Source organism: Kribbella antiqua, assembly GCF_004345665.1.
GTDB lineage: Bacteria > Actinomycetota > Actinomycetes > Propionibacteriales > Kribbellaceae > Kribbella > Kribbella antiqua.
This window is the reverse complement of record NZ_SLWR01000014.1, coordinates 83,855-100,535: the sequence shown is the minus strand read 5'-3', so window position 1 is coordinate 100,535 and position 16,681 is coordinate 83,855. Positions and strand designations below refer to the sequence as shown.

15 protein-coding genes are annotated in these 16,681 nt (G+C 67.3%); 7 read left to right on the top strand and 8 right to left on the bottom strand.

The genetic code is table 11. The annotated features are described in order from the left end of the window. Window positions 1–112: 112 nt before the first annotated feature. Complete coding sequence (locus EV646_RS33205; protein WP_132155726.1) at window positions 113–1,303, bottom strand: ROK family transcriptional regulator; 1,191 nt, start codon at window positions 1,301–1,303, stop codon at window positions 113–115. Between the two features lie 113 nt (window positions 1,304–1,416). Between EV646_RS33205 and EV646_RS33200 the strand changes: the two genes are divergently transcribed. The 5 genes from EV646_RS33200 to EV646_RS33180 are packed head-to-tail and all read left to right on the top strand — an operon-like array spanning window position 1,417 to window position 9,031. Further along, complete coding sequence (locus EV646_RS33200) at window positions 1,417–3,081, top strand: type 2 periplasmic-binding domain-containing protein (protein ID WP_132155724.1); 1,665 nt, start codon at window positions 1,417–1,419, stop codon at window positions 3,079–3,081. Then, on the top strand, window positions 3,065–4,057 hold the full coding sequence (locus EV646_RS33195; protein ID WP_241996491.1) for an ABC transporter permease: 993 nt from the start codon (window positions 3,065–3,067) through the stop codon (window positions 4,055–4,057). Before EV646_RS33200 ends, EV646_RS33195 begins: the two co-directional genes overlap by 17 nt. Next, window positions 4,054–4,959: a carbohydrate ABC transporter permease gene (locus tag EV646_RS33190; RefSeq protein ID WP_132155722.1), complete on the top strand. Its 906-nt coding sequence runs from the start codon at window positions 4,054–4,056 to the stop codon at window positions 4,957–4,959. Before EV646_RS33195 ends, EV646_RS33190 begins: the two co-directional genes overlap by 4 nt. 5 nt (window positions 4,960–4,964) lie before the next feature. Further along, window positions 4,965–7,118 carry a sialidase family protein gene (locus EV646_RS33185; RefSeq protein ID WP_132155720.1) on the top strand — a complete coding sequence of 718 codons (2,154 nt, stop codon included), beginning with the start codon at window positions 4,965–4,967 and terminating at the stop codon, window positions 7,116–7,118. Continuing rightward, the gene (locus tag EV646_RS33180; RefSeq protein ID WP_132155718.1) at window positions 7,115–9,031 is read left to right on the top strand and encodes a beta-galactosidase; all 1,917 of its coding nucleotides are present in this window, start codon (window positions 7,115–7,117) and stop codon (window positions 9,029–9,031) included. The genes EV646_RS33185 and EV646_RS33180 overlap by 4 nt, the downstream gene beginning before the upstream one ends. Here the strand turns inward: EV646_RS33180 and EV646_RS33175 are convergent. After that, window positions 9,007–10,032: a LacI family DNA-binding transcriptional regulator gene (locus EV646_RS33175; RefSeq protein ID WP_132155716.1), complete on the bottom strand. Its 1,026-nt coding sequence runs from the start codon at window positions 10,030–10,032 to the stop codon at window positions 9,007–9,009. The genes EV646_RS33180 and EV646_RS33175 overlap by 25 nt on opposite strands. Window positions 10,033–10,172: 140 nt before the next feature. Between EV646_RS33175 and EV646_RS33170 the strand changes: the two genes are divergently transcribed. After that, complete coding sequence (locus EV646_RS33170) at window positions 10,173–10,865, top strand: glycoside hydrolase family 12 protein (RefSeq protein ID WP_132155714.1); 693 nt, start codon at window positions 10,173–10,175, stop codon at window positions 10,863–10,865. A 24-nt stretch (window positions 10,866–10,889) separates the two neighbouring features. On the opposite strand, the gene EV646_RS33165 is transcribed toward EV646_RS33170, so the two are convergent. Genes EV646_RS33165 through EV646_RS33155 form a run of 3 tightly spaced genes read right to left on the bottom strand, consistent with a single transcriptional unit; the run spans window position 10,890 to window position 13,509 of the window. Next, a complete protein-coding gene (locus EV646_RS33165) occupies window positions 10,890–12,170 on the bottom strand; it encodes a winged helix-turn-helix domain-containing protein (RefSeq protein ID WP_132155712.1) in 1,281 nt (426 codons plus the stop codon). 53 nt (window positions 12,171–12,223) lie between these two features. After that, window positions 12,224–12,646: a PIN domain-containing protein gene (locus tag EV646_RS33160; protein WP_158291083.1), complete on the bottom strand. Its 423-nt coding sequence runs from the start codon at window positions 12,644–12,646 to the stop codon at window positions 12,224–12,226. Further along, window positions 12,643–13,509, bottom strand: a complete 867-nt coding sequence (locus tag EV646_RS33155) for a DMT family transporter (RefSeq protein ID WP_199237341.1) — start codon at window positions 13,507–13,509, stop codon at window positions 12,643–12,645. Before EV646_RS33155 ends, EV646_RS33160 begins: the two co-directional genes overlap by 4 nt. A gap of 155 nt (window positions 13,510–13,664) precedes the next feature. On the opposite strand from EV646_RS33155, the gene EV646_RS33150 reads away from it, so the two are divergent. Further along, entirely contained in the window at window positions 13,665–14,165 is a 501-nt protein-coding gene (locus tag EV646_RS33150; protein WP_199237340.1) for a MarR family winged helix-turn-helix transcriptional regulator, read from the top strand. Here EV646_RS33150 and EV646_RS33145 read toward each other — a convergent pair. The 3 genes from EV646_RS33145 to EV646_RS33135 are packed head-to-tail and all read right to left on the bottom strand — an operon-like array spanning window position 14,152 to window position 16,681. Further along, entirely contained in the window at window positions 14,152–14,928 is a 777-nt protein-coding gene (locus EV646_RS33145) for an ABC transporter ATP-binding protein (protein WP_132155706.1), read from the bottom strand. The two genes, EV646_RS33150 and EV646_RS33145, sit on opposite strands and share 14 nt — an antisense overlap. Further along, window positions 14,925–15,740, bottom strand: coding sequence for an ABC transporter ATP-binding protein (locus tag EV646_RS33140; protein ID WP_132155704.1), 816 nt, complete (start codon window positions 15,738–15,740; stop codon window positions 14,925–14,927). The genes EV646_RS33145 and EV646_RS33140 overlap by 4 nt, the downstream gene beginning before the upstream one ends. After that, on the bottom strand, window positions 15,737–16,681 hold the full coding sequence (locus EV646_RS33135; RefSeq protein WP_158291082.1) for an ABC transporter permease: 945 nt from the start codon (window positions 16,679–16,681) through the stop codon (window positions 15,737–15,739). Before EV646_RS33135 ends, EV646_RS33140 begins: the two co-directional genes overlap by 4 nt.

Here is a 16,681-nt window from a genome sequence, read left to right as displayed (position 1 = left end):
CTCGGCCAGTGACCTTGGTACGACGGAGTGTTCAGAGGGTTGCATCCCCGCGAGACCAGGTCAAGACCTCAGGCACGCGCTTTCCTCGGTCAAGAAAGGCTTGAACGCCCGGTCAGAGGACCGGCAGGTGGCCTTGGGTGAGGGGGGTGAGGGCCTGGGCGGTGGCGCCTAGGGGAGTGGCGGTGTTGGGGAAGGTTGACGCGGTGACGGTGCAGCCGCCGGCCTCCGGGGCGATGGCGGCTTCTTCGAGGGCCTTGGTGATGCTCGGGATGAGGTGGACGGAGAGCAGGGCGTACGAGCCGCCGAGGACGATCTGCGCCGGGTTGAGGATGTTGACCAGGGCCGCGACGCCGTGGCCGAGGTGCATACCGGCTTCCGCCAGGACCTTGGTGACGGCGGCCTCGCCGGCATCGGCTCGGCGGATGAGGTGCTCGAGCTGGACCTGCGGATCTGAGTCGTCCAGGCCGTCGACGCGGGACAGGATGGCGGGCAGACTCGCCAGTGCTTCGAGACAACCGCGCTGGCCGCAGCCGCAGACGGGACCGTCGGGCACGAGACGCAGGTGGCCGATCTCGCCGACGTAGCCGAGATGTCCGCGCAGCGGTCGACCGTCGACGATGATGCCGGCGCCGACCCCGGTGTCGCCGGTCAGGTGGATGAGGTTCTCGCAGTCGGCCAGTGGACCGTAGAGATGCTCCGCCAGCACTGCCAGCGTCGCGTCGTTCTCGACCGTCACCGGGATGTCCGGCCGGCCGATCGACGCCGTCAGCTCCGTCCGCAGCGACACGTCCCGCCACCCCAGGCCGGCAGCCAGTACGACGCAACCGTCCCGGTTCACCAACCCCGGCACACCAACCGTGATGCCCAGCACCCGGCGGCCTGACGACTGCACCGTCGTGATGGCTCGCCGCGCCAGAGTCGCCAGCGCAGCGACCGTCTTCGCCGGCCCGGCGTCGACACCCGGTCCGGCGCGGTGCCAACGCAGTACCTGCTCACCTGCGGTGTCGTAGGCGAGGGCGGTCAACCCTCGCGCGCTCACTTCCAGCCCGATGGCGGCGTACGCCGATCCGTCCAGGACGAGCAGGGTCGCGGGGCGGCCGACGTGGTTCTGGGTCTGCTGGGTCTCGCGGACCAGCCGCCGGTCGAGCAGATCCCCCACGATGCTGGTCACGGTCGCCTTGTTCAGCCCGGTCCCGGACGCGATCGCGGCCCGCGAGCACGGCGCCTCACGACGCAGGAAACCCAGCACGGCGGCCAGGTTGGTGGCGCGGATGTCCGTGTGGTCCGCGGTCTGTGTGATCAAGGTCCGTCCCGTTCGGCTCGTTCAGGCTGTGGCTCAGTTCTACACCTTGTCGTCCGGAATCGTCTGAGCTAATTTGTTTGGCTACTAGCCCAACTAATCGTAAGGGATCGATCGTGACTGGACCAGTGGGCGGCGGCACCAGCCGCCGGACGTTCATCTCCCTGCTCGGCGCGGGCGCCGCCGCGGCCACCGGCGGTGTCACGCTGACCGGTTGTTCGGACGGCAAGTCCGGCTCGTCGACCAGCGGCCGGGCCGAGACCGAGGACAAGCTGTCCGGGCTGCTGCCGAAGTACACCCCGTACGAGTCGGTCAAGCCGGACCTGCCCGGCGAGAACGGCGCCTCGCCGGGTTACACGCATTACCCGGCCGAACTGAAGCGGGCCGTGCCGGAGAAGATGGTGCCGAGCGGCAAGGAAGTGTCGGCGATGACGCCGCTGTGGAGCCCTATCCCGCCGCTGGCCGGCAATTCGTACTTCGAGGCGAACAACGAACGGATCGGCGCGCCGGTCAAGTTCAACATCCTGAACGGCAACGACTACGGGGACAAGCTCGGACCGATCCTTGCGGCCGGCAACATTCCGGAGCTGCTCTGCATCCCGGGCTGGAACATCTCCAGCCTGACCCGGTTCAGCCAGGCCGCGGACAAGCTGTTCGAGGACCTCACGCCGCATCTGGCCGGCGACAAGGTGTCGGCGTACCCGATGCTGGCGAACCTGCCGACCCGGGCCTGGGCGTACGGCGTCTGGAACTCGCAGCTGAAGGCCGTGCCGTTCCCGTCGGACGGCTTCCCCTGGATGATGATGTACCGCAAGGACATCCTCGACCAGCTCGGCGCGGAGCCGCCGAAGAACGCCGACGACCTGCTGGCACTGGGCAAGCAACTGACCGACGCGAAGGCGGGCCGGTGGGCGTTCGGCTCGGTCGCCGACGAGATCCACCGGGCGTTCAGGGTGCCGGGCGGCTGGATCAAGGACCCCAGCGGCAAGCTGGTCAACAAGATCGAGACGCCGGAGTTCGAGGAGGCGGTGGCGTTCGTCCGGAAGCTGTTCCAGTCGGGGTACGTGCACCCGGAGGTGGTCGCGAACGCCGGCGCGGACGAGAACGCGCTGTTCGAGGGCGGCAAGTTCCTGATCCGGCAGAACGGGCCGGGTGGCTGGCACGAGTCGCTGCAGCGGCAGCAGACGGTCAACCCGAAGTTCAACCCGCAGCCGGTAATGCCGTTCGCGTACGACGGCGGTACGCCGATCACGTGGGGTGGCGAGCCGGCCGGCATCTTCACCTTCGTGAAGAAGGGGGTCGGCGAGGAGCGTGTGAAAGAGCTGCTCGGCGTCATGAACTACACGGCGGCGCCGTTCGGGACCGAGGAGTACGTGCTCTACAACTACGGGGTCGAGGGCAAGCACTACACGAAGCAGCCGTCCGGTGCTCCGAAGCTCACCGCCCTGGGACAGAAGGAGGTCTCGCAGACGTACATCTTCCTCGGTGGCCGTCCGACGGCGATCACCGAGAGCGAGTACCCGGGCTATGTCCAGTCGATGAGCGCCTGGCAGAACGCGTCCGCGAAGGTCCGGGAGAAGAACCTGTTCGACGGGATCCGGGTCGAGCAGCCGGCGAAGATGGCGGCGCTGAACCAGCCGTTCGATGACGCTCTGCAGGACATCTACCGCGGCCGCAAGCCGGTCAGCGAGCTGAAGACCGCTGTCAAGCAGTGGCAGGACAACGGCGGCAACGAAGGCCGCGACTTCTACGCGAAGGTGCTCAGTGACAACGGTCGTTAAGCCTCCGGTGAAGGCGGAACGCACACCCGAAGCGGTTCGGCCCGGCCGGCGGCGAAAGCGTGGCGGGGCGGGATTCCGGCATCGGTTGCGGCGGGACTGGCCGTTGCTGGTGATGGTGCTGCCGGTGGTGGTGCTGCTCGGCGTCTTCCACTACTTCCCGACGCTGGGAAACGTGATCGCCTTCCAGGACTATTCGCCGTACGCCGGGATCCGCGGGAGCGACTTCATCGGGTTCGCCAACTTCAGCCGAATGTTCTCCGAGCCGGGGTTCTGGAGGGCGGTCGCGAACACCCTGTCGATCACCGCCGTCCAGCTGGTGTTCTTCTTCCCGATCCCGATCGCGCTGGCCCTGCTGCTGAACAGCGTCCTGTCGTCGAAGGTGCGCAACCTCATCCAGGGTGTGGTGTACCTGCCGCACTTCTTCTCCTGGGTGCTGGTCGTGTCGCTGTTCCAGCAGATGATCGGCGGAGCCGGCCTGCTCTCGCAGACCCTGCGCCAGCACGGTCACCAGGCGGTCGACCTGATGACGAAGCCGGACACGTTCATTCTGCTGGTGACCGCGCAATCGGTCTGGAAGGACGCCGGCTGGGGAATGATCGTGTTCCTCGCCGCATTGTCGACCATCAACCCGGGGCTCTACGAGGCCGCCGCAGCCGACGGAGCGAACCGGTGGCGCCGGCTCTGGCACATCACGCTGCCAGGCCTGCGGCCGGTGATCGTCCTGCTGCTGATCCTGCGGCTCGGCGACGCGCTGACAGTTGGATTCGAGCAGTTCATCCTGCAACGCAGCGCGGTCGGCGGCGGCGCCTCGGAGGTGCTCGACACCTACGTCTACTACCAGGGCCTGCTCGTCGGCGACTTCGGGTACGGCGCGGCCGCCGGACTGTTCAAGGGAGTCGTCGGCCTCGTCCTCGTCCTGGCGGCCAACCGATTCGCCCACATGGTGGGCGAGCAGGGGGTGTATTCCAAGTCATGAGTGCACGAGCTGTCTGGGAGGAAGAACCGACCGCTGTCGGTCGGCTGGGTAAGCCGGTGGTGCTGGCGCTGATCGCGCTCGCGGTCGCGTTCCCGTTGTACGTCGTGGTCGTGACTAGCCTGTCGACGACGGAAGCCGTGACTCGGGCCGGCGGGCTGGTCGTCGTACCGCGGGAGCTGACAGCGGCGGCGTATGTGCAGTTGCTGTCGGGTGGTGTGGTGACCCGGGCGTTGATGATCAGCGTGGCGATCACCGCCATCGGTACCGCGTTCAGCCTCGGGATCACCGTGCTCGCGGCGTACGGGCTGTCCCGGCCAGGGTCGCTGTTCCACCGGCCGCTGCTGTTCGTCGTACTGCTGACCTTCCTGTTCGGGCCGGGCATCATCCCGAGCTACCTGGTGGTCAACTCGCTCGGTCTGATCGACCACTACGCGTCGCTGATCCTGCCGGCGGCGATATCGGCGTTCAACCTGATCGTCATGCGGTCGTTCTTCATGGGGATCCCGAGTGAGCTCATCGACAGCGCGCGGATCGACGGCGCGGGCGAGTTCGCGATCCTGCGCCGGATCGTGCTGCCGTTGTCCAAGGCCGTGGTCGCGGTCGTCGGGCTGTTCTACGCGGTCGGCTACTGGAACGCGTTCTTCAACGCGCTGCTGTACATCAACGACAACAACAAGTGGCCGCTGCAAATGGTGCTTCGGACCTACATCGTCCAGCAGCAACCGCTGCCGACCGGCGCCGGCGGGGTCGCGACCAACGTCGGCCTGGGCCTGCAAGCCGCGCCGGGTCTCGCGATCAAGATGGCGATCGTGGTGATCGCGATCGTCCCGGTCCTGCTCGTCTACCCCTTCATCCAGCGCCACTTCACCAAGGGCGTCATCATCGGCGCAGTCAAGGGCTGATCACGATGAACCTAGGCCGCCGTCAATTCCTTGCCCTCGGCACCGGTACGGCGCTCGCCGCCGCAACCACGAGACCTGCCTCGGCAACAACCAGCTATCGCTGGAGAAATGTGGAGATCGTCGGTGGCGGGTTCGTCACCGGCATCATCCACCACCCTTACAAGCGTGGACTTGTGTACGCGCGCACGGACATCGGAGGTGCGGCGCGGTTCGACAACCGGACTCAGCGGTGGGTGCAGCTGCTGCATTGGGTTGGCTGGGACGAATGGAACTGGACCGGCGTGGAGAGTCTCGCGCTGGATCCGGCGGATCCCGACCGGCTGTACCTTGCCGTCGGCACCTATACCAACGACTGGTCGCCCATCAACGGCGCGATCCTGCGCTCCACCGACCAGGGCCGCACCTTCCAGCGCACCGACCTCCCGTTCAAACTCGGCGGCAACGAACCAGGCCGCTCGATGGGCGAACGCCTGGTCGTCAACCCCCGCGACGGCCGAGTCCTCCTCCTCGGCACCCGCAACCAAGGCCTCTGGCGCAGCACCGACCGCGGCCAGACCTGGAGCCGAGTCGACAGCTTCCCAGCAACCGGCACCCCAGGCATCGGCGTCGGTTTCGTCTTCTTCGACCCACGCAACGCAACGATCTACGCCGGCGTGACCGACCCGGCTGCTCCGCTCTACCGCAGTACGGACGCCGGCGAGACCTGGTCGCCGATCGCCGGGCAACCGACCGGATTGTTGCCCCACCACGGCGAATTAGGAGCCGACGGCAACATCTACGTGACGTACGGCGACCGCCCCGGACCGTACGAGATGTACGACGGTGCCGTCCACAAGCTCGACACGGCGACGGGGACGTGGACCGACATCACCCCACTCCGCCCGAACACCGGCGGTGAAGCCGGCTTCGGGTACGGCGGCCTCGCGACCGACCCACGCCGCCCGGGCACCGTCATGGTTTCGACGATGAGCCGCTGGGGTCCGGTGGACGACATCTTCCGGTCGACAGACGGTGGCCAGACCTGGCATTCGATCGGCGAACGCATCGTGCTGGACACCTCCGGAGCGCCGTACTTGAACTTCCATGGCACGCCCAAGCTGGGCTGGATGATCGGCGACATCTCCATCGACCCGTTCGACTCGGACAAGGTCCTCTATGTCACCGGTGCGACGATCTTCGGCACTGACGACGTCACCGAGGCCGAGGCGGGTCGCAGTACGCACTGGTCGGTCCGTGCGCAGGGGTTGGAGGAGACCGCCGTACTCGATCTGATCAGCCCGCCGTGGGGACCGCCGTTGATCAGTGCGCTGGGCGACATCGGGGTGTACCGGCACGCGCGGCTGGACGTCGTACCGCCGGATGGGCAGGCGTCGAACCCGGTCAGCGGGACGTCGCCGAGTCTGGACTACGCGGCGTTGTCGTCTGGCTTCGTCGTACGGCTGGCCAATGCCGCGGCGGGCGAGCGCGGCGCTTACTCGACTGATGCCGGCGTCTCGTGGCAGCCGTTCCTGGGTGAGCCGGCCGGGATGGCACAGACAGGGCGGATTACGGTAAGCGCGGATGCTCGGACTCTGCTGTGGACGCCGGGCGATGTGGTGCCGCACTACTCCCGGGACCGCGGGACGACGTGGACCGCTGTGACTGGTCTACCGGCGACGGCCGCCGTCGTTGGCGATCGGGCGGACTCTCGGCTGTTCTATGCGTTCGATCCGGCGACCGGTACGGCGTACTCCAGCACGAACGGTGGTGTCGCCTTCTCACCGACTGCTGCCGGGTTGCCGACAGGTGCGGGGAAGCTGGAGACCGTGCTGAATCGAGCCGGGCACTGCTGGCTGGCGGCCGGTGCGGGTGGGCTGTATCGGTCGGTGGACGGCGGGCTAACGTTCTTGCCCGTGACAACGATCCAGGAGGCGTACACGGTCGGGTTCGGCAAGGCGAGGCCGGGTTGCAGCGAGATGGCGGTCTACACGTCCGGCAAGGTCGGCGGGGTGCGCGGGATCTTCCGGTCCGACGACAGCGGTGAATCGTGGGTGCGGGTGAACGACGACCGGCATCAGTACGCGTCCACCGGTGAGGCGATCACTGGCGACCCGCGCGTATACGGCCGCGTCTACATCTCCACCAACGGCTTCGGCATCCCCTACGGAGAGCCCGCATGACCCGGCTTTGGTACGGCGGTGACTACAACCCGGAGCAGTGGGATCCGGTGGTGTGGAAGGAGGACGTCGACCTGATGCGTCAGGCCGGCGTCAACCTGGTGACCGTCGGCGTCTTCTCGTGGTCGAGTCTCGAACCATCGCCGGGCGTTTATGAGTTCGACTGGCTCGATCAGGTCCTGGAGATGTTGCATAACGGTGGTGTGAGCGTGGACTTGGCGACGCCGACCGCCTCACCGCCGCCGTGGTTCAGCCGGCTGCACCCGGAGGCGCTGCCGGTGACGGCTGACGGCGTACGTCTGACTCATGGCAGCAGGGACACGTACTGCGCTTGTGCGCCTGCCTATCGCGAGGCCGCGCGCGGGATCGCTCGAGCGTTGGCTGAGCGGTACGGCGATCATCCGGCGCTGGCGATGTGGCATGTGCACAACGAATACGGGACAACCTGTTACTGCCCTTTGGCAGCTTCGCGATTTCGGGTTTGGCTGCAGCAGCGATATGGGTCTCTGCAGCGGCTCAACGACGCTTGGACGACCGCGTTCTGGAGTCAGGGATATGCGGATTGGGAGGACGTGCAGCCGCCGCGGCAGACACAGTACCTGGTGAATCCCACGCAGTTCCTGGACTATCGGCGGTTCTGGTCGGACGAATTGCTGGCGGCCTATCTGGAACAAAAGGCGGAACTCCGCGAGCACAGTTCGTTGCCGATCACCACGAACTTTGTCTTCGGCGGCTGGGTGCCGGTCAACCATGCCCAATGGGCCGCGGAGGTCGATGTGGTTGCCATCGACCACTATCCGAGCCGAGCCGACCTCGGCGCCGAGGAGCAGACCGCCTTCGGTGCCGATCTCGCCCGGTCGTGGGCCGGCGGCAAGCCGTGGTTGCTCATGGAGCAAGCGGCCGGGACGCTGAACGACGGGCGTCGCCTGCACGCCAAGGAGCGTGGGCGGATGGCGCGGCACAGCCTGTCACATATCGCACGCGGATCGGCCGGAGCGCTGTCCTTCCAGTGGCGGGCGTCGCAGGGTGGCGCGGAAATGTACCACTCGGCGATGGTTCCGCATGCCGGTGCGGATTCCCGCATATTTCGGGAGGTCGCCGAGCTGGGATCGGTGCTGCCGCGGTTGGCTGAAGTTGCCGACAGCAAGGTTGTCGCCGACGTCGCCATTCTGTGGGATGTCGAGTCCTGGTGGGCGATGCAGGGGACACATCTGCCTTCGTCGTCGCTGGATTACCTGGCCGCGGCGCAGGCCGCCCATCGGCATTTCTGGCGTGCCGGCGTGACCGTCGACTTTGCCCAGCCTGGTGCGGAGCTGTCGTCGTACAAGACAGTTGTGGTGCCGTCGTTGTATTTGATCAGCGACGAGGCGGCTGCGTCCCTTTCGGCGTACGTCGAAGGTGGCGGACAGCTCGTCGTCGGGTACTTCAGTGGGATCGTCGATCCCGACGTCCGGGTGCGGCTCGGCGGGTATCCGGGCGCCTTCACCGAGCTGCTCGGCGTGCGAGTGGACGAGTTTCATCCCCTCGACGACCCGATCGAGTTGACGTCAGGCGGCCGGGGACGACTGTGGAGCGAGGACGTCCATGCGGTCGCGGCCGAGGTGGTCGATCGGTACGCGGGCGGAGTCCTGGACGGGAAGCCCGCCATCACCCGTCGTTCCGTTGGTGCCGGTAGGGCGTGGTACGTGTCGACGGAGCTGGATGACGAGACGGCAGCCCGCGTGCTCGGCCTTACGTCCTCGGCGGTGGAGACCGTACGACGCCGTACCGGCGACACCACGTGGACCTTCCTGCTCAACCACGGTGACGCGGAGGTCGTCGTACCGGCTGATGGGGTTGAGCTGATTTCGGGCTCGACCGTGGATGCCTCGGTGGCGGTGCCGGCCGGTGGTTATGCGGTGGTGAGGTCGCGGTGAGGGGCCTCGCAGGTGCTGGCGCGGGCGGTGAGCTTGGGCGGCAGAAGAGTCAGCTCGGGAACGTCCGCGCCCTCGAGTTTGGTGATCAGCGACTCGACCGCCTGCTGGCCGATCCGCTCTGCCGGGATGGTGACGGACGACAGCTGCGGCACCTGCCGCTCGGCCACGTCGTCGGCACAGATCGCCATCAGCGACATGTCTTCCGGCACGCGCCGCCCGAGCCGCCGCAGTACGTCGAGGAGCGGGCCGATGATCGGCTCGTTCTGGACCACCAACCCGGTGATGCCGGGGTGGTCGTGCAGCAACTGCTCGACGGTGTGCAGGATCGCGTCGAACGTGTGCTCGCAAGGCGTTTCGACCCCGAGCAGCCCGCGACGCTCGGCGGCCTCCGCGAAGCCGGTCAAGGTGCGCTGGGCGAAGCCGGTCTGCCGCTCGTAGACGGCGGACGGCGTACCGAGCAAGGCGAGCGAGCGGTGGCCGAGATCGGCGAGGTGGTCGACGCAATGGGCGCCCGCGGCAACGAAATCCAGGTCGATGCAGGTCAGCCCGTCGGCATCGGCTGGGTAGCCGATCAGCACCGAAGGCATCGGCAGCTCGCGCAGCACCGGCACTCGCTTGTCGTGCAGTTCGACGTCCATCACGACCAGCGCGTCGACCAGCGAGCTCTGCGCCACCCGCTCCAAGCCGTCCGGCCCTTCGTCGGCGGTCAGCAGCAATACGTCGTGATCGAACCGGCGGGCCGTGGTCACGACCGCGGCGGCGAACTGCATCATCACCGGGACGTGCATGCCGGTGCGCAGCGGAATGACCAGCGCGAGCACATTGGAGCGCTGGCTGGCGAGAGCGCGGGCGCTGGCGTTCGGCCGGTAGCCGAGCGCGCGGACGCTGCGCTGCACCCGATCGCGGGTGTCGGAGGAAATGGACCGCTTCCCGCTGAGCACGTAGGAGACCGTGCTGGCCGCGACCCCGGCATGCCGGGCGACGTCCGCGATCGTGACCATCGTGGGCTCCTGTCCCTGGTTGATGTTCCTGTTCTACAACAGTCGAAGCGCTTCGACTCGGAGGCAACAGCGTCGAGTCGAGGAATCCCCTGTGTCAAGCCCCTGCGTCATCTCAACGCCCAAGGATGAGAGGAACGGCAATGACAAGATGGTGGAAGGCAGCAACTGCACTGGTGACGGTACTCGCCGCGGCCCTGGTGACCGCGGCTCCCGCTGAGGCGGCGGTGTGGTCGTCGTCGGACAAGTGGGGTACCTGGTCGAACGGCGGCTACACGGTTCGCAACGACGTCTGGGGTAGCGGTGCCGGGCCGCAGACGATCTGGGCCAACTCCTACAGCAACTGGGGAGTCTGGGCCGACCACCCGAACACCGGCGGCGTGAAGTCGTACCCGCACTCCGCCCGCAACATCGGCAAGCGGGTCAGCGCCCTCGGCAGCCTGACCAGCAACTTCAACGTCTCCAGGCCCGGCAGCGGCGCGTACGCGACGACGTACGACATCTGGGCCGACAACAACGCGTACGAGATCATGCTCTGGGCCAACAAGCAGGGCGCGGTCGGGCCGATCGGCAGCAGGCAGACGACCGCCACGGTCGGCGGCCACACGTGGGACGTCTACCGCGGCAGCAACGGCTCGAACGCGGTCTTCTCCTTCATCCGTACCTCCAACACCAACTCGGGATCCGTGGACATCAAGGCGGTCCTGAACTGGATCCGCGGTCAAGGCTGGATGGGCGACGCGACCGTCGGCGAAGTCCAGTTCGGCTTCGAGATCACGTCGTCGTCCGGCGGCCTGAACTTCACCAGCAACTCCTACTCGGTCAGCTCGTCCTGAGACCGTAGACAGGTGGGGGTTCCCTCAGGGAGCTCCCACCTGCAGGGCGCGGCCCAGCTTGCCCTTCGCCGTCACGTGCACTCGGTCGAGCTCAAGCCAACGGGCCATCAGCTCGAGTTCGGCCCTGAGCGGTTCGACGAAGTCGGGTGCGCCGGGTTCGGCGGTGACCGTCGGCACGAGCAGCGTGGAGTTTTGCCGGTCGGCCTTCAGGTCGACTCGAGCGACGAGGCGGTCACCGAGCAGGAACGGCAGCACGTAGTAGCCGTGCACCCGCTGGGCGGCCGGCGTGTAGATGCTGATGCGGTAGAAGAAGTCGAACAGGCGGTGAGTCCGGTCGCGGTTCCAGATCAGCGTGTCGAACGGTGACAGCAAGGCGCGCGCATCGACCGGTCGCTCCTCGGCGTCCTTCCAGAGGTAGCTCTGCTGTGGTACGCCGTCGACGCGGACCGGGATGAGGTCGCCGGCGTCCACCAGTTCGCCGATGACCTTCTTGGCGGTTGCCGTGGGCAACGGAAAGTGGCCGGTCCCGCCGCCGGCGCCGCACAGCTCGCGCGCGGTGGCGACGCCGAGTCCGCGAGCGGCGATCCGGACCAGCTCCCGCCGCGCCTCGTCGGCGTCGCGCTCGGTCTGATGGTTCGGCAGAACCCGTTCGGTGAGGTCGTACAAGCGCTCGAAGTTGCGCCGGCTCGCGATGGTGACCCGGCCCGAGCTGAACAGGTACTCGATCGCGATCTTGGCGTCCTGCCAGTTCCACATCGAGCCGGTGGTCGGATCCGGGTGCGGGTCGGACCGCTTGCGCCGTACGCCATCGGGGCTTGCCTCGGAGGCGGTCAGCGGCCCGCTCTGGGTGACTTTCGCGAGTACGTCGTCGACGAGCCCTGGCCGCTCTTTGGTCAGCCGGCGCATCCCCTCGACCACCGACCACGGCGTCGAGAGTTCCGGATCCAGCTCGCCGTTCCAGTCCTGACGCTCGACGATCCGCATCCGCCAGCGCAACAGCGGGTAGGTCTTCAACGGGAGCAGAGCCGCCTTGTGTCCCCAGAAGTACTCGAACAGCTCCCGGTCCCGGCCCCAGCACATCCGATCGAGCGTCGTACGCGAGTACGCCCCCAGCCGCGCGAACAACGGCAAGTAATGCGACCGGCACAACACATTCACCGAGTCAACCTGCAACACCCCGACCCGCTCGATGGCCCGCCGGACATGCCGCACATCAACCCGCCCCGCCGGCCGCCCCTCCGCAAACCCCTGCGCCGCCAACGCCACCCGCCGAGCCGCCCCCACCGACATCCCGTCGCCACCCATACCCCGAACCTAACGCAGAGGCTGCGCCGACAGGTGCTGGAACGGATACGTGGCTACAGCGGGAGCTCGGTGAGCAGCTCGATGCCGGGGCAGCCGACGTACACGGCGTCGTGGGCGACCAGCGGCAGCTGCCAGCGAATAGCCGCTGCGGCAATCCACAAATCACCCAGATGCTGCTTCGGGTGGAGCGGGTGCCCGATCTGACGGCACTTGGCGCGCAGCCGGACGTAGGCCCACGCCGTCTCATCGTCCCCGGGGAGCGTTGCACTGGGATGGATCAACCGCTCGAGGGTGTCCAACCGCTTGTCTCCCCAGCCCGCCACCACAGCGCCGTATCGGGCCTCGGCCACGGTTTGCTGGGAGATCGCGACCCGACGGCCGAAGACATGCTTGCCGTAGAGCGGCACCAGCGCCGAACGAGGCTTCAACCAGGCGGTGAAGACGTTGGTGTCGAGCAGGACGGTGCCGCGCGTCACTCGTGGATCGCCCGGACGAATCGGTCCCATTCGTCGTCGGTCAGATCCGGGATCTCGAACGACTCGTCCTCGCTGAGCGGCCCGGTGCTGCCCACGATCTCTTCGAGGTCCCGACCACGCCAGAAGGAGGCGTCGGCGTGCTCGATCGCGTCAGGCGCTGACGTCGGCTCCGACATGGCAAACACCTCCCTCTCTCTATGACAAGACTGCTGGACACCACGGCTCTCGCCGGTGACGTTTCCACAGGGCACGGCTGGGCTTCGGGCAGGCAGCGATTTGCTGCCGACGGGTGCGGCCTGATCGACGGTCGACTGAGATGTGCTTGTACGGCGGGGGCGGCTCAGGGTGATGCCGAGGAGGACCAGGGATAGGCCTGCCAGTTGCTGGAGGGTGAGGGTGTCGGCGGAGAGGGTTAGGCCTAGGAGGACGCCGGTGACGGGGTTGAGGAGGCCTATCAGGCCTACGGTGGCGGCGGGGAGGTGGCGGAGGGCGGTGAACCAGGCGGTGAAGGCTAGGGCGGTGGCGATCAGGCCTACGTAGGTGAAGCCGGCCAGGGCTGGGAGGTCTAGGGGTGGCGGTGCGCCCTCGAAGACGAGGGCGAAGGGGATGAGGACCAGACCGCCGGCGATGAGTTGCCAGGAGGTGGTGGCGAGCGGGCCGTCGGCGCGGCCCCACTTCTTGGCGAGGACGTAGCCACAGGAGGACATCGTCATCGCGGCGAGGGAGGCGACCACGCCGCGGAGGTCGACGGCCGAGGTGCCGGCGCCGAGCATCAGGCAGACGCCGGTGATGCCGGTAGCGGCACCGATCAGGACCGAGACGGTCGGCCGTTCGGCGAGGGGGGCCCAGGCGAACAGCGCCATGGCCAGGGGAGAGGGGATAACCGGCCGGCAGGTACTCGTGGGTGACGAAGTAGTTCGTCCCCCAAGCGACCGGAGCGATCGCGGCGAGGAGGACCCAGCGGAAGGTACTTTCCATGGAAGACACTATATCTTCCCGGGAAGATATAGTGCGAGATGTGTCCGAAGATCACGTGGCGAAGATCCAGGCGGAGTGGCGGGCCGAGCGGCCGGACATCGACGTCAGTCCGGTGGGCGTGATCGGCCGGCTGCATCGGGTCGCGAACCACCTGACCGCCGAGCTGACCCTGTTCTACGCGAAGTACGGCTTGACCGAAGGTGAGTTCGACGTACTCGCCGCCCTGCGCCGGGCCGGTTCGCCGTACGAGCGTGCACCGGGGGAGATCGCGCTGCACACAATGGTCACGACCGGCGCCGTGACCAAGCGGGTGGACCGGCTCGAGCAGGCCGGGCTGGTCGATCGCCGCCGCAGTGACGCCGATGGCCGCGGCAGGGTGGTGCGGCTGACGCCGGCCGGGCTGCGGCTGATCGACCAGGCGTACGCCGCCCACATGGCGAACGAGCGCCGGCTGCTCGAGGACCTCACGCCGGACCAGACCGCCGTACTGGAAGAGATCCTGACCAGCTGGCTCGAACGGATCGAGCTCACGAACGGCTGAAGTGCTTCTCCGGGTTGGGTGAGGCCTGGAGGAGCAGCTTCGTGTAGTCGTGCTGCGGGTCGAGGATCACCTGGTCCGACGGCCCGCGTTCGACGATCTGGCCGTGGCGCATGACCATGATCTCGTCGGAGAAATGGCGTGCCGTGGCCAGGTCGTGGGTGATGTAGAGGACGCCGAGGTTCTCCTCGCGTTGCAGGTCCGAGAGCAGGTTGAGGACGCCGAGCCGGATCGACACGTCCAGCATCGAGACCGGTTCGTCGGCGATCAGGATGCCCGGCCCGGGAGCGAGCGCCCGCGCGATCGCGACGCGCTGCCGCTGCCCGCCGGACAGTTCATGCGGACGCCGCCGGGCAATGGCCGCGGCAGGAGTCAGCTGCACCCGCTCCAGCAACTCGTGCACGGCCGCCTCGGTGGCGCTCTTCCCATGCAGTTTCAAAGGCCGTTCCAGGTGATGCGCGATCGAGTGATACGGGTTCAACGACGCGAACGGATCCTGGAAGACCATCTGCACCGTACGGCGATACGCCCGCAACCCGCGGCGCCGGACCGGCTCACCGTTCAGCAGGATCGAACCACTGCTCGGCCGCTCCAACTGCAGCAGCAACTTGGCGATGGTCGACTTCCCGCTGCCGCTCTGACCGACCAGCGCGATCGTCTTGCCGGCCTCGAGCGTGAAGCTGACTTTGTCCACCGCCGTCAGACGACCGCCACGCCCTCTGATCCGGTAGACCTTCGACACCTCACGGAACTCAAGTCTGCTCATCCGGCTGCTCGCTCTCCGGTCAGGCTCGGGAAAGACCCGAGCAACAGCTTCGTGTAAGCGTGCTGTGGTGAGTTGTAGAGCTGCGCGGCCGGCGCGAGTTCGACGAGCTCGCCGGCGCGCATCACCGCGATCCGGTCGCTGATCTCCAGCAGCAGCGGCAGGTCGTGGGTGATGAACAGCACCGCGAATCCGAGCTCGTCGCGCAGCCGGGTGATCTCCAGCAGGATCTCCCGCTGCACGACCACGTCCAGCGCGGTGGTCGGCTCGTCCATGATCATGATCTGCGGCTCGAGCGCCATCGCCATCGCGATCATCACCCGCTGCCGCATCCCGCCGGACAGCTCGTGCGGATAGGACTTGAGCCGGTTCCGGTCGACGCCGACCCGTTCGAGCAACTCACCACAGCGGGTACGGCGATCGGCTTTGCTCATCGCCGGCCGATGCGTGCTGAAGATGTCCTCGAGCTGGGCCCGGATGGAGATCACCGGGTTGAGCGAGTTCATCGCACCCTGGAACACCATCGAGACGCGGTCCCAGCGGAACGCCCGCAGCTCCTCACCGGTCAGCGAGCCCAGGTCGATGTCGGTCCCTTCGCGGGAGTGCAACACCGCCTTCCCCGAGGTGATCACCGCGGGCGGTTTCAGCAGCCGATTGATGCCGTAGGCAAGGGTTGTCTTGCCGCAGCCGCTCTCGCCGGCCAGGCCGAGGATCTCGCCGCGGCCGAGGGTGAGGTCGACGTTGCGGACCGCGTGCACGGTCTGCTCGCCGAGGTAGTCGACGCTGAAGTCGGTCACCGTGAGTACGTCGCTCATTTCGTCGCCTCCTCGGCGACCGCGATCTGCTCCTTCGAAGCCTTCCAGCCGCGCCGGGTCCGGCGGGTCTGGTCGCGCAGCTTCGGGTTGACGATCTCGTCGATGGAGAAGTTGATCATGGCCAGACCCGCGCCGAACAAGGTGATCAGCACGCCCGGCGGCACGAACCACCACAGTGCGCCGAGCCGCAGCGCGAGACCGTTGCCGGCCCAGAACAGCATGGTTCCCCAGGTCCAGGAGTTGCTCGCGCCCAGACCGATGAAGGCCAGGCCTGCCTCGCCGAGGATCGCGCCGATGACGGAGAAGACGAACAACGAGACCAGGATCGGCACCAGGTTGGGCAGGATCTCGACACACAGGATCCGCCAGGTCCGCTCACCCGACACCCGAGCCGCGGCGACGTAGTCACGGTTCCGCACGCTCAGGGTCACCGCCCTCAGTACGCGCGCACAACCGGCCCAGCTGGTCAACGCGAGTACACCCGCGACGAGCCAGACCCCCTTGTTCTGCACGTAGCTCGAGATGACGATCATCAACGGCAACCCGGGCAGCACCAGCATCACGTTGCTGAACAACGAGAACGCCTCGTCGACCCAGCCGCCGGCGTACGCCCCGATCACCCCGAAGATCGCGGCCAGTGCGAGCGCAGCCAGGCCGACGGTCAGCCCGATCAGCAACGAGCCGCGGGTGGCATAGGCCAGCTGCGCGAACACGTCCTGCCCGGTCTGCGTCGTACCGAGCAGGTGCCCGGAACCCGGCGGGGTCAGCCCGATGTTGTCGACCTTCTGCGGATCGCCGACGAAGAACGGCCCGACGATGCCGAACAGCGTGATCCCGCCACAGATCACCAGGCCCACCACCAGTTTGGGCGACAACCGGCGGCGGCGTTTCTCCCGTACGGCGGACTCGACCACGACGGCCGGGTCAGTCAGTGCGGCCAC

Coding starts and splice junctions, on each gene's coding strand:
- EV646_RS33155 (WP_199237341.1), bottom strand. CDS start 13,509: ATGGCGCTGTTCGCCTGGGCCCCCCTCGCCGAACGGCCGACCGTCTCG.
- EV646_RS33175 (WP_132155716.1), bottom strand. CDS start 10,032: ATGGTCACGATCGCGGACGTCGCCCGGCATGCCGGGGTCGCGGCCAGC.
- EV646_RS33185 (WP_132155720.1), top strand. CDS start 4,965: ATGAACCTAGGCCGCCGTCAATTCCTTGCCCTCGGCACCGGTACGGCG.
- EV646_RS33190 (WP_132155722.1), top strand. CDS start 4,054: ATGAGTGCACGAGCTGTCTGGGAGGAAGAACCGACCGCTGTCGGTCGG.
- EV646_RS33145 (WP_132155706.1), bottom strand. CDS start 14,928: ATGAGCAGACTTGAGTTCCGTGAGGTGTCGAAGGTCTACCGGATCAGA.
- EV646_RS33180 (WP_132155718.1), top strand. CDS start 7,115: ATGACCCGGCTTTGGTACGGCGGTGACTACAACCCGGAGCAGTGGGAT.
- EV646_RS33165 (WP_132155712.1), bottom strand. CDS start 12,170: ATGGGTGGCGACGGGATGTCGGTGGGGGCGGCTCGGCGGGTGGCGTTG.
- EV646_RS33170 (WP_132155714.1), top strand. CDS start 10,173: ATGACAAGATGGTGGAAGGCAGCAACTGCACTGGTGACGGTACTCGCC.
- EV646_RS33140 (WP_132155704.1), bottom strand. CDS start 15,740: ATGAGCGACGTACTCACGGTGACCGACTTCAGCGTCGACTACCTCGGC.